The organism is Vibrio sp. Isolate23 (assembly GCF_022398095.1).
Lineage (GTDB): Bacteria > Pseudomonadota > Gammaproteobacteria > Enterobacterales > Vibrionaceae > Vibrio > Vibrio coralliilyticus_A.
Window position 1 is genome coordinate 38,984 of sequence record NZ_JAKEUV010000009.1, and the last position, 22,543, is coordinate 61,526.

The 22,543-nt window shown below is 44.0% G+C and carries 21 protein-coding genes; 5 read left to right on the forward strand and 16 right to left on the reverse strand.

The window, feature by feature from the left end; genetic code table 11:
- Positions 1-51: 51 nt before the first annotated feature.
- Entirely contained in the window at positions 52-1,614 is a 1,563-nt protein-coding gene (gene murJ / locus L1D31_RS18255) for a murein biosynthesis integral membrane protein MurJ (protein ID WP_239838487.1), read from the reverse strand.
- A 260-nt stretch (positions 1,615-1,874) separates the two neighbouring features.
- Here murJ and rpsT point away from each other — a divergent pair, with 260 nt between their 5' ends.
- A complete protein-coding gene (gene rpsT / locus L1D31_RS18260) occupies positions 1,875-2,135 on the forward strand; it encodes a 30S ribosomal protein S20 (RefSeq protein ID WP_004410238.1) in 261 nt (86 codons plus the stop codon).
- A 97-nt stretch (positions 2,136-2,232) separates the two neighbouring features.
- Here rpsT and L1D31_RS18265 read toward each other — a convergent pair whose 3' ends face one another.
- Both L1D31_RS18265 and nhaR read right to left on the reverse strand, forming a co-directional pair.
- Entirely contained in the window at positions 2,233-2,538 is a 306-nt protein-coding gene (locus L1D31_RS18265; RefSeq protein ID WP_239838488.1) for a metalloregulator ArsR/SmtB family transcription factor, read from the reverse strand.
- Between the two features lie 127 nt (positions 2,539-2,665).
- The gene (gene nhaR, locus L1D31_RS18270; RefSeq protein WP_239838489.1) at positions 2,666-3,556 is read right to left on the reverse strand and encodes a transcriptional activator NhaR; all 891 of its coding nucleotides are present in this window, start codon (positions 3,554-3,556) and stop codon (positions 2,666-2,668) included.
- Positions 3,557-3,960: 404 nt separating this feature from the next.
- On the opposite strand from nhaR, the gene L1D31_RS18275 reads away from it, so the two are divergent.
- Positions 3,961-5,106: a Na/Pi symporter gene (locus L1D31_RS18275; RefSeq protein WP_239838490.1), complete on the forward strand. Its 1,146-nt coding sequence runs from the start codon at positions 3,961-3,963 to the stop codon at positions 5,104-5,106.
- Between the two features lie 213 nt (positions 5,107-5,319).
- On the opposite strand, the gene L1D31_RS18280 is transcribed toward L1D31_RS18275, so the two are convergent.
- The 5 genes from L1D31_RS18280 to rppH are packed head-to-tail and all read right to left on the reverse strand — an operon-like array spanning position 5,320 to position 10,614.
- A complete protein-coding gene (locus tag L1D31_RS18280; RefSeq protein WP_239838491.1) occupies positions 5,320-6,171 on the reverse strand; it encodes a thymidylate synthase in 852 nt (283 codons plus the stop codon).
- Between the two features lie 9 nt (positions 6,172-6,180).
- The gene (gene lgt, locus L1D31_RS18285) at positions 6,181-7,002 is read right to left on the reverse strand and encodes a prolipoprotein diacylglyceryl transferase (RefSeq protein WP_239838492.1); all 822 of its coding nucleotides are present in this window, start codon (positions 7,000-7,002) and stop codon (positions 6,181-6,183) included.
- A gap of 44 nt (positions 7,003-7,046) precedes the next feature.
- Positions 7,047-7,838, reverse strand: a complete 792-nt coding sequence (locus L1D31_RS18290; RefSeq protein WP_255906151.1) for a sulfite exporter TauE/SafE family protein — start codon at positions 7,836-7,838, stop codon at positions 7,047-7,049.
- Positions 7,839-7,846: 8 nt separating this feature from the next.
- On the reverse strand, positions 7,847-10,093 hold the full coding sequence (ptsP, locus tag L1D31_RS18295) for a phosphoenolpyruvate--protein phosphotransferase (protein ID WP_239838493.1): 2,247 nt from the start codon (positions 10,091-10,093) through the stop codon (positions 7,847-7,849).
- Between the two features lie 2 nt (positions 10,094-10,095).
- Positions 10,096-10,614 carry an RNA pyrophosphohydrolase gene (rppH, locus tag L1D31_RS18300; RefSeq protein ID WP_239838494.1) on the reverse strand — a complete coding sequence of 173 codons (519 nt, stop codon included), beginning with the start codon at positions 10,612-10,614 and terminating at the stop codon, positions 10,096-10,098.
- 621 nt (positions 10,615-11,235) lie between these two features.
- Here rppH and mutH point away from each other — a divergent pair.
- Positions 11,236-11,901: a DNA mismatch repair endonuclease MutH gene (gene mutH, locus L1D31_RS18305; protein ID WP_239838495.1), complete on the forward strand. Its 666-nt coding sequence runs from the start codon at positions 11,236-11,238 to the stop codon at positions 11,899-11,901.
- Between the two features lies 1 nt (position 11,902).
- On the opposite strand, the gene L1D31_RS18310 is transcribed toward mutH, so the two are convergent.
- Complete coding sequence (locus tag L1D31_RS18310) at positions 11,903-12,214, reverse strand: DUF6482 family protein (RefSeq protein ID WP_239838496.1); 312 nt, start codon at positions 12,212-12,214, stop codon at positions 11,903-11,905.
- Positions 12,215-12,341: 127 nt separating this feature from the next.
- On the opposite strand from L1D31_RS18310, the gene L1D31_RS18315 reads away from it, so the two are divergent.
- Complete coding sequence (locus tag L1D31_RS18315) at positions 12,342-13,376, forward strand: NADP(H)-dependent aldo-keto reductase (RefSeq protein ID WP_239838497.1); 1,035 nt, start codon at positions 12,342-12,344, stop codon at positions 13,374-13,376.
- A gap of 71 nt (positions 13,377-13,447) precedes the next feature.
- On the opposite strand, the gene L1D31_RS18320 is transcribed toward L1D31_RS18315, so the two are convergent.
- The 7 genes from L1D31_RS18320 to rpsO all read right to left on the reverse strand — a co-directional run bounded on the left by L1D31_RS18320 (position 13,448) and on the right by rpsO (position 21,541).
- Positions 13,448-13,699: a DUF1127 domain-containing protein gene (locus L1D31_RS18320; protein WP_239838498.1), complete on the reverse strand. Its 252-nt coding sequence runs from the start codon at positions 13,697-13,699 to the stop codon at positions 13,448-13,450.
- 508 nt (positions 13,700-14,207) lie between these two features.
- Complete coding sequence (vpsR, locus tag L1D31_RS18325) at positions 14,208-15,542, reverse strand: cyclic-di-GMP-binding transcriptional regulator VpsR (protein WP_239838499.1); 1,335 nt, start codon at positions 15,540-15,542, stop codon at positions 14,208-14,210.
- 297 nt (positions 15,543-15,839) lie between these two features.
- Positions 15,840-17,177 (reverse strand): MATE family efflux transporter, encoded by a 1,338-nt coding sequence (locus L1D31_RS18330; RefSeq protein ID WP_239838500.1) that lies wholly within the window; start codon positions 17,175-17,177, stop codon positions 15,840-15,842.
- Between the two features lie 59 nt (positions 17,178-17,236).
- Complete coding sequence (locus L1D31_RS18335; RefSeq protein WP_239838501.1) at positions 17,237-17,650, reverse strand: MarR family transcriptional regulator; 414 nt, start codon at positions 17,648-17,650, stop codon at positions 17,237-17,239.
- A 108-nt stretch (positions 17,651-17,758) separates the two neighbouring features.
- Positions 17,759-18,682: a lipoprotein NlpI gene (nlpI, locus tag L1D31_RS18340; protein WP_239838502.1), complete on the reverse strand. Its 924-nt coding sequence runs from the start codon at positions 18,680-18,682 to the stop codon at positions 17,759-17,761.
- A gap of 122 nt (positions 18,683-18,804) precedes the next feature.
- Positions 18,805-20,934, reverse strand: a complete 2,130-nt coding sequence (gene pnp, locus L1D31_RS18345; RefSeq protein ID WP_239838503.1) for a polyribonucleotide nucleotidyltransferase — start codon at positions 20,932-20,934, stop codon at positions 18,805-18,807.
- 337 nt (positions 20,935-21,271) lie between these two features.
- Positions 21,272-21,541 (reverse strand): 30S ribosomal protein S15, encoded by a 270-nt coding sequence (gene rpsO / locus L1D31_RS18350; protein ID WP_006957756.1) that lies wholly within the window; start codon positions 21,539-21,541, stop codon positions 21,272-21,274.
- 299 nt (positions 21,542-21,840) lie between these two features.
- Between rpsO and mtnN the strand changes: the two genes are divergently transcribed.
- A complete protein-coding gene (gene mtnN, locus L1D31_RS18355; protein ID WP_239838504.1) occupies positions 21,841-22,539 on the forward strand; it encodes a 5'-methylthioadenosine/S-adenosylhomocysteine nucleosidase in 699 nt (232 codons plus the stop codon).
- Positions 22,540-22,543: the final 4 nt, after the last annotated feature.

Sequence of the window (22,543 nt, forward strand, 5' to 3'; positions counted from 1 at the left end):
TTCTTTATTATTAGCAAAGTGTGAAACTGACGGATTATATACTAATCCCCCTTATTCTGTCGCTGCTTTTAGATCTTTTAAACGCACCCCTAACACAGCAAGTGTGAGCAGATAAACGACGGCTCCCAATCCGATCAAGATTGTCAGTGAAGTTACCCGCTCAAGCAGGCTCCACATAAGCCATACCGACATCTCCTCTAACTGCCAAAGAATGAATGTCACCATCAAGCCCCCAGCCAATACTAGCTTACATATGAAGATCAGGGTCTTGCGCGTCAGTGTATAGACCCCAGCAACATGTAACCCACGATACAGCAGCGACATATTGACAAATGCAGACAGGGCTGTAGCGATAGCCAAACCAACATAGCCATAGAACCAAGCAAAAATGGCATTAAAGACCATATTGGCTACCATCGCAATGATGCCATATTTGACCGGTGTTTTCGTGTCTTGGCGAGAGTAATAACCGGGAGCTAACACCTTGATCAGCATAAAGTTAAGTAATCCTGAAGCATAAGCAATCAGAGACAACGATGCGAACTGTACGTCCTGAGGACTGAACTCACCACGCATAAACAGCACCATCAACATTGGCTTTGCCAATACCATCAAGCCAAGCATTGCAGGTATTCCAAGTAACGTTACCATACGCACACCCCAATCCATGGTTTGGGCAAAGCCATCACTATGATCATCGACATGTTTACGCGACAACGCTGGCAGTATCACTGTGGCAATCGCGATGCCAAATAGTCCAAGAGGAAACTCCAACAAGCGATCTGAATAGTAAAGCCAACTGATAGAGCCAGTCTGAAGGAAACTGGCAATGAAGGTATCAAACAACAAATTAATCTGACTGACTGAAACACCAAATAGAGCGGGAATCATCAAGGTACGGATTTTGACCACTCCGGGATCGCGCCAACCCCATTTAGGTCTCACCATAACACCCGCCTTAATAAGGAAAGGGATCTGAAATAGAAACTGGACCAAGCCGCCTAAGAACACCCCAATCGCTAAGCCAATTTCAGGCTGAGTCATATTCGGCGAAATAAACCACGCCGAGAGGATGATCATAACGTTGAGAAATACAGGAGTAAAAGATGATACCGCGAACTTACCCATGGTATTGAGAATCGCACCAGATAAGGCCACAAAAGTAATGAACCATAGATAAGGGAAGGTAATTTTGAGAATGAAGCTCGCCAGCTCAAACTTTTCAGCCGATGGCCCACCATTCAACCAATCAAGAAACCAGCCAAAGCCAAATAATGCCGTTACCACACCAGAACCTAAAACTCCCAGCACAGTTACGATAGAGACAAGCACACCTAAGGTACCTGCGGCTCTGGCAATCAGTTGCCTCGTTTTATCCATGTCACCCGCAGCGTGATACTCCGTTAAAACAGGAACAAACGCCTGAGAAAATGCCCCTTCAGCGAATAGGCGACGTAAAAAATTGGGAATTTTATTGGCAAAGAAAAAGACATCGGCACTCGCGCCAGCCCCCATTAAATTCGCCACTACCACATCGCGCACTAATCCAAGCACACGAGAAATCAAAGTCATAGCGCTAACAATTAGGCCAGACTTGAGCAGACGTTTACTCACAGCTACCTCGGGAATCCTGCAATACTTTCAATAAGGCTCCACTCTATGACAGGAATGTCAGGACTAGAGAAGATTAGTATTAGCAATGAAAAAAAAATACTGATAGAATCCCCGCCATCTTAACCGTGAAGACCTTTCTAATCCAAAATTTGTTTGGTTCCGATTGGTTTTTGCACAAATCATTTGACATTTAGGCGCAAATGAGGGATATTCCTCGCCCTTAAATTGTCACCGAACTAAAGTTTTTGGGAGTTAGACCCTTGGCAAATAGTAAATCTGCTAAGAAGCGCGCTATCCAGGCTGAGAAACGTCGCCAGCACAATGCTAGCCGTCGTTCAATGATGCGCACTTACATGAAGAAAACTGTTGCTGCTATCGAAGCAGGCGACAAAGCTGCTGCAACTGAAGCATTTGCTACAGTTACACCAATCCTAGACCGCATGGCAACTAAAGGCCTTATTCACAAGAATAAAGCTGCTCGTCATAAGTCTCGTTTCGCTGCTGCAATCAAAGCTCTTTAATAGAACTCTGATTTCCCAGTGAAAAAAAACCGGCTCAGGCCGGTTTTTTTATATTTGAATTTCACAAAGTGAGTACCCAAGATCTAACGATGGTAGGTTAATCCGTCATTTCACTGCAGTATAAGCTGTGTAGTAAATGAATCATTGATTTCACTTCTTCACTGCTTAGTGTGTAAAAGACCGTTTGTGCTTCTTTGCGTGTATCAACTAAGCCATCACGGCGCAACCAAGCTAAGTGTTGCGACAGCGCTGACTGACTTAATTCGAGCTTGCTGCACAATTCCCCCACAGACAACTCTTGGTTATGTAATAAACATAAAATCTGCAAACGTCTCTCGTTCGCCATCGCTTTAAGTAGTACCACCGCTTTGGCAGAATTCTTTTCCATTTCTTGTAAATTCATCGGCTAGTACCCCTTGAAACAACAAAACATCAACAAATCTCAGCCTGTAATTAATAAATTGATACATTTATAGCTGATACTAATCTATTTACATCCAGTAATCTATTTGTAGAAATGAAAAAGGTTCTCACTGAAAGAGATTCGTGAAGTCTGCATCACAGACATTCTTCACTGCTGGGTGTTGAATCATACGCTCAGCGAAAATCACGTAATATTCTTCTTTAAGCTCATCAATATGACCGATCAACTGCAAAGGTAAATCACTTTCGACTTCCGACACATATAAAGAAGGGGCAAGAAAAATAACATCGTGATGGTAACGAGCAAAAGATTTCATTAAAGCGACATCATCAAACTCACCAAGAATGTTTGGTTGAAGCCCCTGGCGATCGAACCACTGCAGAACTTTCCGCCCCATTGCCGTTCGACTCCCCGGTATCAGTAATTTCCGCTGTTCAAGCACTGCAGGAAATTTTACCTGTTCAACACTTCGGCTAGAGAAGAAGCTCATATTGCACTCCCCTAACTTCTTGCTGTATAAGCCGGGACTTTGACTGGAGTCAACAGGGCAATCGGACAAGATCATATCCAGTTTATGCTGAGATAACTGCTCAAGTAGCATTTCATGAGTAGATTCAAAACAACGTAAATGGATACTGTTATCAGGGGGAACTGTGGTCATTAGAATTTTACTGACTAACCTTTTTGATAAGGCATCAGCAACTCCTACATCAAACAGTATATTGGATCGCTGGCTATAGTTGACAATATCCAGCATCTCGTAGCTTAAACCAAACATTCGGTCAGCGTATTTAAATACCAGTTGACCAAGCTCGGTTGGCTCGATACTTCGACCATTTCTTTTGGTCAGTTTACCGTCCATACGCTCTTCAAGTGCTTTGATCTGCCCAGTTACCGTCTGAGGAGTGAGGAATAACGCATCAGCAGCTTTGGTCACTGATCCCTGCTTACATACCATCCAGAAGTAATAAAGATGGTTGTAATTTAAATGCGACATGAAAAATCTCTCTGCTTTATGTATGGCTATGGTTATAGCAGAAGCTTCAAATGACAACAATCTTTCGAAAAAACCGAATTCATAACAAAAAAAACAAGATTTTACCGATAATCAATAAAAGTTATATGACAAAGCCATACTAGGAGGCTTGTTACAGCATGGTCAATTTGTGAAATAACTCCATTTTCCAACACTCTTAGAAAAGCTCAAAAACCAATAAAATCTCTTATTTTTCAATATAATAAAGACAGCGAGAAAGTAAATAAACATTGAAAATTGCGACGGAGAGACAAAAAAAATTCCATTACACATAACTGTAATATTAATGAAATATTTACCCTCTACTATCGCCCACAGTTTCAACAACCGACCAATACAAATTTATACGGTCCACGGAGAAAATTATGAACCAAGCTACTACTACAGCGGCGCCGATATCGAGCACTACTCGCTGGTTACGCTGGGCTAACTTGGCATTCATGTTATACCTACTGCTTCTGGCAGTATCTATGGTAGGCAGTGGCTTTAAATGGGCAACAGGCGATCAAGCTAAAGTTCTTTTCGAATTCGCTTCTCATCCAGTAGCAGGCCTGATGATAGGTCTTGTCGCAACCGCTCTTATCCAATCTTCAAGTACAGTAACATCGATCATTGTTGGCCTTGTGGCAGGCGGTTTACCAGTAGAAACCGCGATCCCTATGATCATGGGTGCCAACATAGGTACCACTGTCACCAACACCTTGGTCTCACTGGGTCATATCCGAAATAAAGAAGAGTTTAAACGTGCTTTTGCAAGTGCAACCATTCACGACTTCTTTAACCTTCTCGCGGTCGCAATCTTCCTACCACTCGAAATGATGTTTGGTATCCTTGAGAGAATTTCTCACTGGCTAGTATCACCATTCCTCGCGACTGGCGATATGAGTATGAAAGGCCTGAACTTCATCAAGCCAATCACAAAGCCAGTTGTTAACGCAGTAAAAGAGCCGCTAGCAACCTTTGGTGATACTGTCGGTGGCGTACTACTTATCGTGCTTGGTATTGCAACCATCTTCGTTGCTATCACTGTGATGGGTAAACTGATGAAGAGCCTAATGGTTGGCCGTGCTCGTGAAATCTTAAAGAGCGCCATTGGTCGTGGCCCTATTCACGGTATCTTTTCTGGTTCAGTCGTCACTATACTGGTTCAATCGTCTTCAACCACTACCAGCCTAATGGTTCCGCTTGTAGGTTCAGGTGTATTGAAAGTTCGTGATGTCTACCCGTTCACACTAGGCGCCAACATCGGTACGTGTATAACAGCGCTACTTGCAGCGACAGCAGCATCAGGTGAGTTCGCAGTATTCGCTCTGCAAATCGCTCTGGTACACCTAGCGTTTAATATCCTAGCGACTGTGTTTATCTTTGGTATTCCATTCCTACGTGAATTACCAGTCAAAGCAGCCGACGTCATCTCTGATATGGCCGTGAAGAATAAAGCCGTTGTTGCCGGTTACCTTATTGCGGTATTCCTTGTACTGCCAGGGACTATTCTAGCGCTCACCGCTTAATTCGAAATACCATCGTTTATTGAAAGCCCGTACCTTATAAGGTACGGGCTTTTTTCATTCAGGCAGATTGTGTGAAAGGCTTGGAGCTCGTATTGTTCTGACACAATCGTATTGATTACGTCACTCCCTTAGAGCCGCCTTACGAGGAGAATCATTCTTTAGGCGACAAAAAAGCCGCCCAATTTTAGGCGGTTGTTTAACATCTAGTGCGTATTAGACTGAGAATGGATATTGAATTGGGTCATGATGCTCGTAGCCCTCAACCCAAAAGTCATCCAATGTGACCCAAGTTTCCAAATCTTCTAGAGATTGAATTTCAGGGTTAATATGGAAAGTTGCCGACGCTAAAGGCTGACGTTTTAACTGTACATCTCGCATCAACTCCAGTTGATCTTCATAGATGTGCGCGTTAACAATCTTGTGGTAAGCCTGACCCGCTTTTTTACCAGTGATCTGAGCCATGATCGCTAAGAACACATACACTTGAACCATGTTAAAGTTGAGACCAAGCGGAACATCACAAGAACGCTGAGTACTGTTGAGGTACAGAGTATCACCTAATAATGAGAAATGATGGCTATACATACAAGGACGCAAGCACCCCATGTGAAATTCACCGGGATTGTAGAAGTTCAAGATCTCACCTCGATCATCCACACCTCGTGTCAAGTCATCGACAATCTTACGCAGTTGATCGATATGACCACCGTCTGGTTTCGCCCACGCACGTCCCTGAACACCGTAAACGCGGCCCATGTCGTCCTCACCTTTTCGATAAGGATTCTTAAGCCAAGCTTGGTTTAGGTTTGCATTCGCATCCCAAGTTTTGGTACCGAGCTTACGAAAAGCTTCCGCGCTGTCGTAACCACGTATATAACCGAGTAGCTCAGCTACCGCAGCTTTCCAAAAGCTTTTACGCGTTGTCACTAATGGGAACTGGTTGTGGCCAACATCATAAGTCAGATCAGCGTTGATGACCGTCAGACAGCGTTTTCCTGTACGTTCATTTTCAATCCACTCACCATGCTCAACGATACGCTGACAGAGATCCAAATACTGTTTCACACCAATTCCTTACTTCATTTGTTGTGGGATTTCATCTTTGTAGTGACCACGCTTGTAAGCCCAAACCATCATCAGGATACCAACGATAACCATAGGTAGAGACAGGATTTGCCCCATTGAGATAAATCCGCCAAACAATCCCAGATGGGCATCAGGCTCACGAACGTATTCGACAAGGAAACGGAATGTACCATAACCCGCTAAAAATAGCCCTGATACTGAGCCTAGTGGGCGAGGTTTTTTAATAAACCAATTGAGAATGAAGAACAGCACAATACCTTCTAAGAACATCTCATAGAGCTGGGAGGGATGCCGAGGTAAAGGCCCGCCATTAGGGAAAACAATCGCCCACGGCACATCGGTAACACGTCCCCATAACTCACTGTTCATAAAATTGCCTAAACGCCCCATACCTAAGCCAAACGGTACAAGCGGTGCAATGAAATCAGCAACACCAAAGAAGGTACGGCCATTCTTCTTGGCATACCACAACATCGCAGTAATGACACCCAATAAGCCACCGTGGAATGACATTCCACCCGTCCATACTTTAAATAAGTAAAGCGGATCTTGTAGGAACAAATCGAAGTTATAAAAGAGCACGTAACCCACTCGGCCGCCAATCACGACGCCAAGAAAACCGGCAAACAATAAGTCTGACACTTGCTCGCGTGTCCAGCCGCTGTCTGGCTTATCTGCACGGCGATTTGCCAGCCAAAGTGCAAAAGCAAAACCAACCAGATACATCAGCCCGTACCAACGAATGGACAGGGGTCCAATCGCAACTAAAACGGGATCGATATTAGGAAATTCAAAATATCCCTGAGACATAAAATTATACTCTTTCGGTATTCAGATAATTAGGTGAGATTCCACTACAGCAACATAGTTCCAGCAACAAAGAGTAAAAATACTGCAAAAATTTTCTTCAATGTTGCGGTGGGTAATGAGGTGGCGAGTTTGGCACCGACACGGGTCGTCAACATTGAAGTCGACGCAATCGCAATCAGCGCTGGCACATAAACATATCCCAAACTGTAAGAAGGCAACGATTGTGCCTGATAACCATGCAAGATGAAACCAATCATACCGGAGATAGCAATAAAGCAACCACAAACTGAGGAGGAGCCAACCGCTTTACGCATTTCAATCCCATGTCGGTTCAAAAACGGGACAGATAAAGAGCCTCCACCGATGCCCGCTAGGCTCGAGACCATTCCAATCCCGGTGCCAATTGTCAATGTTGCCCCATTACCCGGCATGACTCTCTGGCTCTGCCCTTTGATGGAAAACAACATTTGTATGGCTAAACACAGCACAATCACACCAAACACCTTAGGCAGATACTGAGAAGGGATCCATTCAGCCACATTGGCTCCAAGAAAACCACCAACAACCACACCAGGCATCAACCACTTCACTACATACATGTCTACGTTACCGAGCTTAAAATGGTTTAAAGCAGAAGAACCGGAAGTGACAATAATTGAGGCAAGAGAGGTCGCCAAAGCGATTTGCATACTGATAGCAGGGTCAATGCCTGCCATAGGTAGTAAAAAGAGCAAAGCAGGTACAACGATTAATCCGCCACCAATGCCGAGAAGCCCCGCCATAACCCCAACAATACTGCCTAGAAGGAGCAGCAAGACCACAAATTCAATATTCACGTTTTTCCTTATCGTTTACCTGCGCGGATAAAACCTGCAAAGCCTTTCTCTTCAAAGAAAGTTTGCATCATTGTATAAATATCATTGCCATACGGTTGCATCAATGCTTTGTCAGCAAGTTGCCTTAATTCACCACTGTCAGTGTGGCGCAGCAAATATTTGACCTTAGCCACGTTGGACGTATTCATACTCAAACTACGATAACCCAAGCCAACCATAAGAAGTGCGCCAATAGGGTCACCAGCCAATTCACCACAGATACAAACTGGCAGTTGCAGTTGCTGGCATGTCTGCTGAATATGATCTAAAGCCATGATCACTGCGGGGTGCATCGATTCGTACACATCAGAAACCCGTGCATTATTACGATCAACGGCCAGCAGATATTGGGTCAGATCGTTGGTCCCGATAGAAACAAAGTCGACTTTCTCTGCAATCAAAGGCAGCAAATAAATCATCGACGGCACTTCAATCATCACACCAATCGCAGGCATCTCAACCCTATCATCCAACTCTGAAACTTCCTGATAGGCACGCTCGATGAGATCGATCGCACCATCCAGCTCTTGAGCACCAGACACCATAGGCAGAAGGATACTCAAGTTATTGTGATCAGCACTGGCACGCATCATAGCCCGAATTTGCATTAAAAAGATATCTGGATGATCTAGAGTAAATCGAATGCCCCGCCAGCCTAAAAATGGGTTATCTTCCTCGATAGGTAAATAAGGTAAAGCCTTATCTCCACCCACATCCAGCGTACGCATAACGACACGTTTATCGGGATATGTGTTAAGGACAGATTGATACTGCAACGTTTGTTCATCTTCAGAAGGGAATCGATGTTGGAGCAAAAAAGAAATTTCAGTCCGATACAAACCTACGCCATCAACCCCTTGGTTCACCGCGATATTGGCATCCGCGCTTAAACCAGCATTAAGCATCACCTCGATACGAACCTCATCACTTGTACAAGCCGGCTCAAGAATTCGTTGATTAACCATGCTCGCCAACTCACTCTCTTCATGAGCCAGTTCACGGTATTCTCTGAGTAGCTGCTTCCCCGGAGAGACAAAAATCTTGCCACTATAACCATCAACAATGCCACGCTTACCATTGATTGGCTTAGGGTTAAGCGTCACCCCCATCACTGCTGGGATCCCTAAAGCTCGCGATAAAATCGCTGCGTGGGAATTCGCGGCCCCTTCTAGAGAGATCACCGCTAGCAATTTGTCTTTAGGGATAGAAGCCAGTAAAGTCGCCGTGAGTTCACGCACTACCAAGATAACGGGTTTATCGATCTCGGGTTGATCCTTCTCTGTATTATGGAGAAAGAACAATAAGCGCTGTCCCAGCTCTTTTATGTCCTGTGCTCGCTCTCTGAGGTAGACATCCGACATACGAGCAAATCGGTTAGAGTAGCTCTCAACAACTTGTCTTAACGCCCAATCGGCACGGTCCCCTTTTTGGATCTGTGCTTTGAGATCTTTACGCAACATCGGATCGTTCAGCAAGTGCGTAAACAAATCGAAAATAGCCAGAGTGTCTTTGTTAATTTCACTATCGAGCTTCTTACGCATTCGACGGAAATCGCTCAGCGCATCTTCAATTGCCAGCAATAACCACTCTTGTTCACGGTCAACATCTAAGGTTGATGCGGGATACACCTCGGTCAAATCTGGTTGAGTATCATCCCACCAAAACTCACCAATCGCGACCCCAGACGAGGCTGGCACACCTTTGATGGCATGCTGCTTTTTCTCTAAGCGCCAGTGACCTTGCGTTTGAGCATGAGCGATGATCACCGCTAGCTGGGCCGCCAGAGTCACCAGAAAGGACTCTTCCATCTCATCAAACTGACGGGGCTGCTTTTGCTGTACAACCAGAACGCCTAAGACTTGCTTGCGATAGATAATAGGCGTGCCAAGAAAACTTTGATAAACCTCTTCGCCGAGCTGGGAAAAGTATTTAAAGCTAGGATGCCGAGAAGCTTCAGCAAGGTTGAGAGGTTCAGCGCTACGTTTGACCAAGCCGACCAAACCTTCGCTGAAATTGATATGAATTTTATTACCTTTAAAACGAAGGCCTTGAGTTGCCATTAACTCAAGGCGTTGCATTTCTTCATTAGCGAGATAGACAGTACAACACTCCGTGTTCATGGCGCTGCATGTTTGCTTTACTAAAACCTTTAGTGCCTGATGCACATCTTCGACTTTAGATACCCGTTCAACTATGTCCCTTAGTTGAGAAAGCATGTCTATCCTCTTTTATGTTTGCGTTTACCTTTCGCTCTGCGTTCTTTAAATGGCATTGCGACAGAGGCAAATTCCTTCATGGCTCGACGATACACATCACGCTTAAAGGATACGACTTGCCTGACTGGATACCAGTAACTCACCCAACGCCAACCATCAAATTCAGGGGAATTCCCTCGCTGCATATTAATTCGTGATTCATCACAATCCAGACGAAGAAGGAACCATTTCTGTTTTTGTCCGATACAGACAGGTTTCGAATCCCAGCGCACTAATCGTTTTGGTAGTTTATACCTTAACCAATGACGGCTAGTGGCTACAATTTTTACCTCTTTTTTAGTAAGACCAACCTCTTCGTAGAGCTCCCGGTACATTGCCTGCTCAGGAGTCTCACCGTCGTCAATTCCTCCCTGAGGAAATTGCCATGAATGTTGCCCGTATCGTTTAGCCCAGAAGACCTGACCATGGTTGTTACAGATTACAATTCCCACATTTAAGCGGTAACCATCGCCATCTATCACTGGCCAACCTCTAATAAATTCTTAATTACAGTGATTTTTCCACATATCCCCAGATGTAGCAAACTTACTAGTGTGACTGATACGTAAAATATGGCTTAACTTGCCTTTCATGGATAACTTTTAGCCTAAAGCTAGGTTATACACACAAAGGTGAGACTCAGGCCACATTTATACACCTTTTCTGTGTATAACCATGTGTAGAATCTTAGTGAAAGTGATCATTGTTTATCCATCACACCTTAAAACTCGATAAAACCTTAAGTCAAAAACCAAAAAAGAAAAATAAAATCAAAAAGATAAGTAAAAAGTGATAATTTACATCATGCTGTAATGATCAAACAGACAATCCCAAACACGATCGGTTAAAGATCCATCAGCACTATATTTATCCACAAAAAAAATAACAAATACAATTAGCGTTGGAAAATTCAAGTAAAAATTCGCATTAAAAGTACTGTTTATTCATACAACATGGAAAAATTACAACTAGCACACGACTAATTCTGTGGATAACTCATTAACCGATGATCTTTTCAACTCTAAGATCAATTTTTCACCAGTCACATTTGGATCAAATTCCGTTACAATGACCATCACGTTTGACCAAGCCGATAACCCCACATGAAACCTGAACCCAAGTCAGAAACAGAGCTGCTTGACCGAGCAAGGGAGATTGCTGGTATCAGTTTTCAAGAGCTTGCCGCAGAAGCTGAGCTTACCATTCCACCTGATTTGAGAAGAGACAAAGGCTGGGTTGGACAACTACTCGAGTGGCATCTAGGTGCCATAGCGGGTAGCAAACCGCAACAAGACTTTGAACAACTCGGCATAGAGCTTAAAACAATCCCAATCGGTCATAGCGGCAAACCCTTAGAAACCACTTTTGTTTGTGTCGCACCATTAATAGGAGTTCAAGGTTTAACTTGGGAAACCAGTCATGTCCGCAACAAGCTATCACGTGTTCTTTGGGTCCCCGTACAAGGAGAGCGAGAAATTCCATTAGCCGAACGTCGAGTTGGCTCACCTCTTATTTGGTCACCAAACCAAAGCGAAGAGTGGCAGCTCAAAACGGATTGGGAAGAACTGATGGAGATGATCGTTTTAGGAAGAGTCGAACAAATTACAGCGCGCCATGGCGAAGTCCTTCAACTAAGACCAAAAGCAGCCAACAGTCGTGTTTTAACCGAAGCCTATGGGGCGAGCGGCAAACCTATAATGACGTTGCCGCGCGGATTCTATCTTCGTACTCAGTTTACTGCCAAAATTCTTGAACAACACTTTGTCTAAATTAGTGCGTCGTTAGTGACAGCTCTACATCATGATAAAGTGGTGCATCCCCTGAACCACATTCGTCATAGGCATTATGTAACCTGAGATAAGCCCTTTCGACACCGAGCCGCAATAGCTCCTCTTTGACAGAGTCTAATGATTCGAAATGAATCGTCTCATCATCTTGCTTAATAGGTTCCAATTTGTGCTTATACTCCACCGCGAGAAGGTAGTGTGAGAGATCTGAGCAACCAATGACAAACACTTTAGGTGATTGATAGCTGTCTTTATGGTGCCCATGAATCCATTTATCTAATTGGCTTTTTTGCATAGCTTACCTCCGTATTTAAATTCTAGTTAACTACGCAGATTTTGCGAAATTGTTATCGTTCCCGTTTCATCTCATGTGACGATGCCCTATATTGGGATAACAAAGAGATATTGAGTAAGGAAGTTCAATGCAATACAACAAGTTACCGCATTCCACTCTTGAAATTAGTAAAATCTGTCTCGGTACCATGACATTTGGCGAGCAAAACACTGAACAAGAAGCATTTAGTCAGCTTGATTATGCGCTTGAACGTGGTGTGAATTTTATCGATACCGCTGAGATGTATCCGGTTCCACCTCAAGCAAATACTCAAGGTCTAACCGAGCAGTACATTGGTAACTGGCTGAAAGCATCGGGAAAGAGAGAGAAAGTCGTATTGGCCACCAAAATTGCAGGGCCAAGAAATGTTCCTTACATCCGTGACAATATGAGCTTGAATAGACGTAATATTCATCAAGCAATAGACCAAAGTTTGCAACGGCTGCAAACTGATTACGTTGATCTGTACCAGCTGCACTGGCCTCAACGCAAGACAAACTGCTTCGGACAACTCAACTATCCGTATCCAGATGAGCAGGAAGAAGTCACGTTAATTGAAACTCTCGAGAGTTTGGCGGAACTGATTAAAGCCGGTAAGGTTCGCTATATTGGTGTATCGAATGAAACCCCTTGGGGCGTTATGACGTTATTACGTCTGGCAGAAAAACATGAACTGCCACGTATTGTTTCCATTCAAAACCCATACAACCTGCTTAACCGCAGTTTTGAAATTGGCTTATCTGAAATTAGCCATTACGAAGGTGTTCAGCTTCTTGCCTACTCACCTTTGGCATTTGGTTGTTTGAGCGGCAAATACCTCGATGATGCACGTCCACAAGGTGCAAGATGTTCGTTGTTTGAGCGCTTTGTGCGTTACTTTACACCGCAAGGCATCCAAGCAACGCAAGCTTACGTCAACCTTGCCAGAGAGCATGGGCTCGATCCTGCTCAAATGGCCTTAGCATTTGTTAATCAACGACCGTTCGTTGCCTCCAATATCATAGGAGCCACAAACCTGGAACAGCTCAAGTCTAATATTGACAGCCTTGATGTCGTATTAAGTGAAGAATTGCTTCAGGGACTTCAAGAGATTGGCACGACCTATTCCAATCCTTGCCCTTAACAAGAAACCAGCTACTGCATCAGTAGCTGGTTGATAAGGTTCGGGCCAGCGAAGCAGACTGGCCCTTTTAATTACGTCGGTATTCGCGCACTGAGTACTCGACGAAGATGACGAATACGGCGTTCAGCTTTTACGCTATCTGGCTCTGTATGACCGACAGGGCGACCGTCTCTTTCTAAACCTATATCACGTAATAAACGCTCATTTTCCCATGGGATATGGAAGGCACTGCGTCGAACTCGACGCTTCCACTCACGCTCTTCACGACGTAGGTCAGCTTTCACCAATAGCGTAGCAAGTTTTAGATATACAGAATGGCTCATGATAATTCTCCAGTTGGATGATAGACAGCTGGGAAAAGATCAACGAATAAACTGACAACAAAATGAGGACACTTTTAATTCGCTGCTTTTCCGCAGCCAATTAAAAATAAAAGGATACGGACTAATTACATTACTCGGGTAGATCTAGGATCACATGCAACAGACTTATCTTGTTTAGTCGCCGCTGAGTGATCGCAAGACGCAATGTTCAATGAAGTAGCTTTGAAATGTTTCATTGTGCGCCTCCTAAGTAACGTATTAATCCAAATAGAAAAGTGTTTCGATTTATGAGCGTGTGCTCATGGTTAAATTCTATGCATCAACGATGATATTTCAACCACTTTGTTAGATAAAATTTAAATACAAGGTATTAACCTAAAAATAACCCAATAAAGCTTAATGACATAAGATATTCCACTAAGCAATATCAGATTAATCGACATATTCACTAGAGATAATATAAATACACACCAGTTAGCGTGTGACTTTATATAGCTAAAACAATTATTTATACCGTTGTGTCACTAATGAGGTTGTGCTTATTTAGCAATCGGTACATGGTCGCGCGTGATACACCCAACTCTTTTGCTGCCATCGACACCTGCCCAGAATGGGACTCTAATACCAGCAATAAAGCATCGCGCTCACTGCGCTCACGAATACTCTTGAGGCTACGCTTACCATCGCTACGTTTAGGTAAATCTAGGTGTTGCTCATCCAACATCACCGTTTCAGACATCAAAACAATGCGCTTAATTTGATTCATTAACTCGCGAACATTGCCTGGCCAGTGGTAGCGAGTCAGAGCGCGGGTCGCTTCCTCAGTGTAGCTGCGAGCCTGAGCATTGTATTCTTTCGAATATTCCTGCAAGAAATGACGCGCCAATATCGCAATATCCCCAGCCCGCTCTTTTAAGCTTGGCACATTGATGCGCAAGACATTGATGTAGTGATAGAGCTCTTCATTAAAATCACCATCGATCAAGGCTTTTTCAATATCTGCTGAATTTGCCGCTAGGATACGCACATCTACTTCTTGGCGACCATTTATCGTTTCTATCGTACCTTCCTGAAGGAAGCGCAATAAATTCAATTGCTGGGATTTAGGTAAGGTCAGAATATCGTTGAGCAGTATGGTGCCGCCATTGGCTTTCTCAAGAATCGAAGGCTCTGAAGCGTCATCACGATTAATACCAAACAAGTCACTTTCAAGACGCCTTTCTGACATTGCACGGCAGTTTACTGAGATAAATTCTTTCTGCGCACGTGAAGAAGTTTTATGAACCGCTCGAGCCACAGTCTCTTTACCAGTACCACTCTCACCATAAATAAGAATACTGACATCAGTAGGACCAATACGCTTGATCTGGTCACGTAAACGCTTCATGGGGATCGACTCACCAATCAACCCCATATCGTTATTGCTGCCATAATGTGGCCAGACTTTTTTCTCTAGTTTAAGCATTCCAAGTTGATGACCAATCGTGCCCAATAGCTGAGCATCCGGAATCGGCGCAGTGAAGAAATCGATACAGAAGTTAACAATAAACTGGCAAATGGTATCTGAGCTTAACTGCGATTCACGAATAAATGCGAGCCAACGGACTTGCTTGTGTGTGCTAACCAAATTCGCAATACCATTGAGGCTGAACTCGTCATGGCTAAGATCGACGATGCCAATACAAGGCCCTGTTTCACTGAACAAAGCATCTGCTTTGCGTAAATCTGCACATTGAGTGCAACGCCATCCAACTTGCTCTAACACCGACAGCCAGGGCTCGTACGTACCACCGACAACGACAAGTGAACCAGGAATGGAGTCCATTCGGAACTGATTAGCCATGAAATGTATCCCTATTGATTCAAATTTTAATGCAATGCCCAGAGGCACATGAAATTCAGCCGTTACATTATAGAGACTCGGCAAGATAATCTGTCTCATCTATAAGACTAGCCAGTGAATTATATAAATTCCAAACAACAATTCGAACAACATTCAAAGTGAATATGCATTTCCAAGCACAAAAAGAGAGATTGAGCCAAAGCTGCTGTGCAATCCTCCTTGATATTGCAGGCATCAGAAACGAAAAAACCGGTATAAGTCTCACCTATACCGGATTCATTGCAAACACGACTTCTATTAAGCCATCACGTGTTCTGTCTGTTGTGTGTGATAGCGACGTACATCTCTTAATAGCATTAGCAACACCACAATACTGAGGGCAATATTGGATAATGGGTAAGCAACCCAAATACCCGGCACCCCCATCAGTTTCGGCATAACGTAAAGAAAAGGCAGTTGAATCAGCATATTACCTATAGTAACAAACATGGCTTTACTGCCTTTGTTAATCGCTTGGTAGTAGGCGCCTGTCACCACAAGGAATCCATCTAAAGCCAAGGCAAACATATGTAAACGGACACCCAATATCGTGTTTTCAATCAGTTTTTCATCGGAAGAATTAAATACCGAAACAAACTCGTTCGGAAAAATATTCAGCAATATGACAAAAACTAGGCCTAGCATCACAGAACTCACCATTGCGACCTTAAGCAGCTTGCGAATGTTTTCTTGATGACGAGCACCATGGTTAAAACTCACCAAAGGCTGCATCCCATTGGCAATACCTTCCGCTGTTAAGTAGTAAACTGTAACGATGTAACCTAATATCGCGTAGGCACCAATCATGAGTTGATCGCCATACTGAGCAAATAAGCTATTATGCAATGCCACCATCACTGAACCATAGGCATACATAAAAAAGCTTGATGTACCAATAGAAAATATCTTTGGAACCAGTGCGACTCTCAATTTCAGCTCATGAAACCGAAGACGCAATTTGGCTCTCTCGGAAAAGAAGTACCCCACGCCCAGCAAAGTGACCACCATTTGGGCGATCCCTGTCGCGATTGCTGCTCCTGTTAATTCCCACTCAAGCCAAGCAATAAATAAGTAGTCGAGTATGATATTGATCACCGCTCCAACAACCATCAACAAAGTCGCGAGATTTGGGCTATCGTCGTTACGCAGCAAAAATGGCATCGCTATCGAACCAAGTGTAAACACACTGGCACCAATCAAAATATGCAGATACTGCAATCCCAATTCGAAAACTCTCTCTTGCGCGCCTTGCCAATACAAAAAGTCATCCGCAAAGAAAAACAGCACACCTGATACCACAGGCGTGAGCGCAAGTAGCAACACTAAGCCTGTCGCCAAGGTTTGCTTTGCTCCTAAGGTATCCTTTTCCCCCTGACGAATAGACGTCATCGCTCCGGTACCCACTCCCACCAGCATACCAATACCAAGAATGGAACCAATAACCGGCCAAGCAACGTTGATGCCTGCTAATCCATCGGCACCGACGTAGTGGCCAATAAATACACCATCAACAACTTGGTAAAGACCGTTAACCAACATAGCGGCCACGGTTGGAATGGTGTATTTCCAAAATTGTTTATATATGGACGTTTGCATTTTCTCACCACAAGTTAGCCATGCTAACTAAATAGTTAAATTGAAAGGCAGTTTTCCCATTAGCCTTTCAATGATTTTTCCAACAAAGACACGAGCTGTCCTGCTTCTTTGTCATTTAATTTACCCTTCATCGCTTGAGCAATATGTTGATATACCACCTGCTCTTTAGATAAGTCTTTTAATACCTGCTCACTAAGTACAACTCGCTTTGAGCGTGCATCCTCATGACAAGCCACACGTACAACCAAACCTTTCTTTTGTAGCCGAGCCACCATGTTTGACGCAGAAGGTTTGGTGACTTTCATCTCGTTAGCCAAATCGGTAATTCTGACCCCTTCCGGATGCTCTTCAATGGCCCGCAGATAATCATACTCGTTGAAACTCAATAACGATAATGGGTCTTCTTTTGCGTGCACACGCCACGCTTTAGCACAAAAACGCTCCAGTTCTACCAAACAATTCTCTAGTTCCATAACAAACCCAGAATATAGTTAGCAAGGCTAACTATGTTAATCTTAGAGTAGATTTTTGGCAATAAAAAACCGCTGCAAGGCAGCGGTTCCAATTGAAATATCTAGTGACTACTTTAAACGGGCCTGTTTATTTTGGGAATCAGCCATCCCCTTTTGATGCGCGTCATCATAGATGCCCTGTAGTTCGAGAAATGCGTAGCGATGTTCAACATACTCAAAGACATTGAAAGAAATAGCCAGTTTATAGAATGATATCGCTTTCGCTAGACCTTCATCGGTTCCTTGAGCTTGATAACGTTTACCTAAATAGAAATAAGCTTCCGTCAAGCGCTGAGCCAAAACAGTACGCTCCTTACTGGCTTCCGTGATGGCTTTAAAAGCCTCTCTCTCGGACACCTCACCTAAAACAATCCCGACTAAAAACCACCCCCACTGGTTGTCACGGTCCGCGTACCTAGACAGTAACTCTTCTTTCGCAACATGAGGGGAAACTTCAGACTTGACTATATATAACCAAAGCGCTCGGAATGGGTCACTGGGGTCTTGATCATAATGTAACTGCATGTCTTCAAGCGCTAGTTCAATTCGATCACCATAGTACAAAGCAATAGCACGATTTCTTGCCGCATATGAGTTATCAGGAGCTAACTCTAAAGCAGAATCAAATGCATCATAGGCAGCATCAAAGTTTCTATTCTCTGTGAAATAGACTCCTAACAAATTGAAGAGATCCGCCTGAGCAGGGTAGATTGCCAATGATTGCTCATAATCCAATCGAGCTAAGTTTCTCAGGCCAACATTATCATAATGATTTCCCCTTTCGTTAAGCATTTTAGCTCTCGTTTCATTGGGTAAATCGGGGCGCTGTAGCAGTTGGCTTAATCGAGCTATCTGTACTTCTTGTTGCAAAGTAGGCTGTAACGCTTCAACCATCGGCGGCAATATCCAATCAGGCTGCTGATCGAATACAGACGCACAACCGCCCGTCACTAACAATGCCAAACTAAGTGTTGCGGTTTGAAACCATTTCACAAATAAATACTCCTGTTGCTGAGCCTTTAACCCAGACTGGTCCGCATTAAAAAAGGGAGCGTAATGCTCCCTTTATAACATGCTTTTAGCACAATAGGCTAATACGCCTATAGTTGACTAAATTATGCGTCAGCTACTGGTTTTTCTTCCGTTGCTTCTTCAGTCTTTTCTACGGCTTCTTTCATGCTTAGACGAACGCGGCCTTGGCGGTCAATTTCAAGCACTTTCACTTGAACTTCTTGACCTTCAGCTAGGTAGTCCGACACTTTCTCTACTCGCTTGTCAGCAATTTGAGAGATGTGTACTAGACCATCTTTACCTGGCAGGATAGTTACGAATGCACCAAAGTCAGCTAGACGCGCTACTTTACCTGTGTAGATGCGGCCAACTTCAACTTCTGCTGTGATCTCTTCAATACGACGGATTGCTTCTTTCGCAGCAGCGCCTTCAGCAGAAGCAATCTTAATAGTACCGTCGTCTTCGATTTCGATAGTTGTACCTGTCTCTTCAGTTAGAGCACGGATAACTGCACCACCTTTACCGATAACGTCTTTAATCTTCTCTGCGCTGATCTTCATTGTGTGAATACGCGGAGCGAACTCAGAGATATCTTCACGAGCACCAGAGATAGCTTCATCCATTACAGATAGGATGTGCTTACGTGCACCTTGCGCTTGGTTAAGAGCAATTTGCATGATCTCTTTAGTGATACCTTCGATCTTGATATCCATCTGAAGTGCAGTAATACCAGTGTTAGTACCTGCTACTTTAAAGTCCATATCACCTAGGTGGTCTTCGTCACCAAGGATGTCAGAAAGAACAACGAAATCGTCGCCTTCTTTAACAAGACCCATTGCGATACCCGCAACAGAAGACTTGATTGGAACACCAGCATCCATAAGCGCTAGAGACGTACCACATACAGAAGCCATTGAAGAAGAACCGTTAGATTCTGTGATTTCTGATACTACACGTACTGTGTATGGGAATTCGTCTACAGATGGCATTACTGCAGCAATACCACGCTTAGCTAGTTTACCGTGGCCGATTTCACGACGCTTAGGAGAACCTACAAAACCAGTCTCACCTACACAGTATGGAGGGAAGTTGTAGTGTAGTAGGAAGTGATCTTTACGCTCACCAGTTAGCTCGTCGATGATTTGAGCATCGCGCTGTGTACCTAGAGTCGCCGTTACTAGCGCCTGAGTTTCACCACGAGTAAATAGTGAAGAACCGTGAGTACGTGGAAGAACGCCAGTACGTACGTCTAGCGCACGAACCATGTCTTTTTCACGACCGTCGATACGTGGGTTACCTGCGATAATGCTGCGACGTACAACTGTCTTCTCTAGATCGTGGAAGATAGTGTGAATTTCTTTCGTGTTCGCTTCAGGATCTTCAGCAAGTAGCACTTCGTTTACTTCTGCCGCAATCTCATGGATGCGGTCGTAACGAGCCATCTTCTCAGTGATTTGGTAAGCTTCTACTAGCTTAGCTTCTGCAAGTTCAGCAATCTTGTTTACAAGCGCAGTGTTCTCTTCTGGAGCAACCCAATCCCAAGCAGGAGTAGCCACTTCCGCTTTAAACTCATTAATCGCCTTGATCACAACTTGCTGTTGATCGTGACCGTAAACTACAGCAGATAGCATCTCTTCTTCAGTTAGGTTGTCAGCTTCTGACTCAACCATTAGAACAGCGCCTTCAGTACCTGCAACGACTAGGTCTAGCTTAGAATTTTCAAGCTCAGTGTTGCTTGGGTTAAGCACTAGTTGACCATCTACATGACCAACACGCGCTGCACCGATAGGACCGTTGAACGGGATACCAGAGATAGCAAGTGCTGCTGAAGTACCGATCATAGTTACGATGTCAGGTTGAACGTCTGGGTTTACAGACACAACTGTCGCGATAACTTGAACTTCGTTTTTGAATGCGTCTGGGAATAAAGGACGGATTGGACGGTCGATCAGACGAGCCGTTAGCGTTTCGCCTTCAGATGGACGGCCTTCACGCTTGAAGAAACCACCTGGGATTTTACCTGCAGCGTATGTACGCTCTTGGTAGTTTACTGTTAGTGGGAAGAAGTCTTGACCTTCTACCGCTTCTTTTTTACCAACTACAGAAACGAATACTGCTGTATCGTCCATAGTCACCATTACTGCTGCCGTCGCTTGACGTGCGATAACGCCAGTTTCTAGAGTAACCGTGTGGTTACCGTACTGGAACGTTTTAACAACTGGTTTTTCGAACATTGTTATTCCTTGTTTCTAAACACATCATAATCATATGAATGTATTTAGAGTGTATTGATTGATACTCAAGGCATTACAAATCGCGACTAGTAAAAGTGAACTGAGATAGGTTGAATTCACTTTGAATAGTCGCGACCTTTTGGTCGACGTGGTTGACTGTAATGCTATGAGCTTTGTGAACAGACTCTGATCTTTTATTAAAGCATCGAGAGCATGCGGGCGTATTATAGCGGGATTAATTATGTTTGGCTAAGTTATACCAACCAAAATAAGTAACTGGCAACAAAAAAGGGGCTAAAAGCCCCTTTTTCGACAAACTGCTCTATGCAGTCGCTAATTAGCGACGTAGGCCTAGACGCTTGATTAGGTCGTGGTAACGATCTAGATCTTTACCTTTTAGGTAATCTAGAAGCTTACGACGACGAGAAACCATACGTAGAAGACCACGACGGCTGTGGTGATCGCCTTTATGCGCTTTGAAGTGACCTTGTAGGTGGTTGATAGAAGCAGTCAGTAAAGCTACTTGTACTTCTGGTGAACCTGTGTCGCCTTCGCCACGTGCGTAATCAGCAACGATTGCTGCTTTAGTTTCTGCATTCAGAGACATAATTCTCTCCTAATAAGAGTAGGTTAAACGTTGTGCCAGCCAATCTCTGATTCAGCCGACACGAGGAGCGCGAATTATAGGGGATGAGCTCGGGTTAAGCAATAAGTATTTGGGGAGAACCAATCCAGCACCTATTCTTAACGATTAGGAAAACTCGCTTGAACAATAACGTCAGCCATTCTCAGTAAACAAACTCCGTACAACCCTATCGGGGCTTACATGAAGTCCATTCCGTTATGCCCCTTTTCTGTTACACTTAGCCTATCCAAACCTACCTATTTGAATTAACAGGATTCCTTATGAAAATCGGCATCATCGGTGCAATGGAGCAAGAAGTCTCTATTCTTAAGCAAGCTATTGAAAACTGCCAAGAAGCGTCTAAAGCAGGCTGTACTTTCTACGCAGGTCAGCTTAACGGTGTAGAGGTGGTGCTACTTCAATCTGGTATTGGTAAAGTCGCGGCTGCGATAGGAACCACTATTCTGCTGGATGAATACCAGCCTGACGTCGTGATTAATACAGGTTCTGCTGGTGGCTTTGACTCTAGCCTTAACCTTGGTGATGTTGTGATCTCAACGGAAGTTCGTCACCACGATGCAGACGTGACGGCCTTTGGCTACGAAATGGGGCAAATGGCTGGTCAGCCAGCGGCTTTCATGGCAGATGAAAAACTGATGGATGTCGCTGAAAAAGCACTGGCGAAAATGGACGACAAACACGCCGTACGTGGCTTAATCTGTACTGGTGATGCATTTGTCGCAAGCGCAGAGCGTCAAGCCTTTATTCGCAAATACTTCCCTTCCGTTATTGCCGTTGAAATGGAAGCCTCAGCGATTGCTCAAACCTGTCACCAGTTCAAGGTACCATTTGTTGTCGTGCGTGCTATCTCTGACGTCGCAGATAAGGAAGCGGGCATGAGCTTTGATGAGTTCCTGCCATTAGCGGCTAAGAGCTCATCAGAGATGGTAGTAAAAATGGTTGATTTGTTAAAAGCTTAATCCT

What these genes read in the sequence shown, in the direction of transcription:
- mtnN (WP_239838504.1), top strand. Translation starts at nt 21,841, where the DNA reads ATGAAAATCGGCATCATCGGTGCAATGGAGCAAGAAGTCTCTATTCTT.
- L1D31_RS18315 (WP_239838497.1), top strand. Translation starts at nt 12,342, where the DNA reads ATGCAATACAACAAGTTACCGCATTCCACTCTTGAAATTAGTAAAATC.
- nhaR (WP_239838489.1), bottom strand. Translation starts at nt 3,556, where the DNA reads ATGTCGCATTTAAATTACAACCATCTTTATTACTTCTGGATGGTATGT.
- L1D31_RS18310 (WP_239838496.1), bottom strand. Translation starts at nt 12,214, where the DNA reads ATGCAAAAAAGCCAATTAGATAAATGGATTCATGGGCACCATAAAGAC.
- L1D31_RS18275 (WP_239838490.1), top strand. Translation starts at nt 3,961, where the DNA reads ATGAACCAAGCTACTACTACAGCGGCGCCGATATCGAGCACTACTCGC.
- L1D31_RS18265 (WP_239838488.1), bottom strand. Translation starts at nt 2,538, where the DNA reads ATGAATTTACAAGAAATGGAAAAGAATTCTGCCAAAGCGGTGGTACTA.
- lgt (WP_239838492.1), bottom strand. Translation starts at nt 7,002, where the DNA reads ATGTCTCAGGGATATTTTGAATTTCCTAATATCGATCCCGTTTTAGTT.
- L1D31_RS18330 (WP_239838500.1), bottom strand. Translation starts at nt 17,177, where the DNA reads ATGCAAACGTCCATATATAAACAATTTTGGAAATACACCATTCCAACC.
- L1D31_RS18335 (WP_239838501.1), bottom strand. Translation starts at nt 17,650, where the DNA reads ATGGAACTAGAGAATTGTTTGGTAGAACTGGAGCGTTTTTGTGCTAAA.
- L1D31_RS18320 (WP_239838498.1), bottom strand. Translation starts at nt 13,699, where the DNA reads ATGAGCCATTCTGTATATCTAAAACTTGCTACGCTATTGGTGAAAGCT.
- ptsP (WP_239838493.1), bottom strand. Translation starts at nt 10,093, where the DNA reads ATGCTTTCTCAACTAAGGGACATAGTTGAACGGGTATCTAAAGTCGAA.
- vpsR (WP_239838499.1), bottom strand. Translation starts at nt 15,542, where the DNA reads ATGGCTAATCAGTTCCGAATGGACTCCATTCCTGGTTCACTTGTCGTT.
- mutH (WP_239838495.1), top strand. Translation starts at nt 11,236, where the DNA reads ATGAAACCTGAACCCAAGTCAGAAACAGAGCTGCTTGACCGAGCAAGG.
- rpsO (WP_006957756.1), bottom strand. Translation starts at nt 21,541, where the DNA reads ATGTCTCTGAATGCAGAAACTAAAGCAGCAATCGTTGCTGATTACGCA.
- pnp (WP_239838503.1), bottom strand. Translation starts at nt 20,934, where the DNA reads ATGTTCGAAAAACCAGTTGTTAAAACGTTCCAGTACGGTAACCACACG.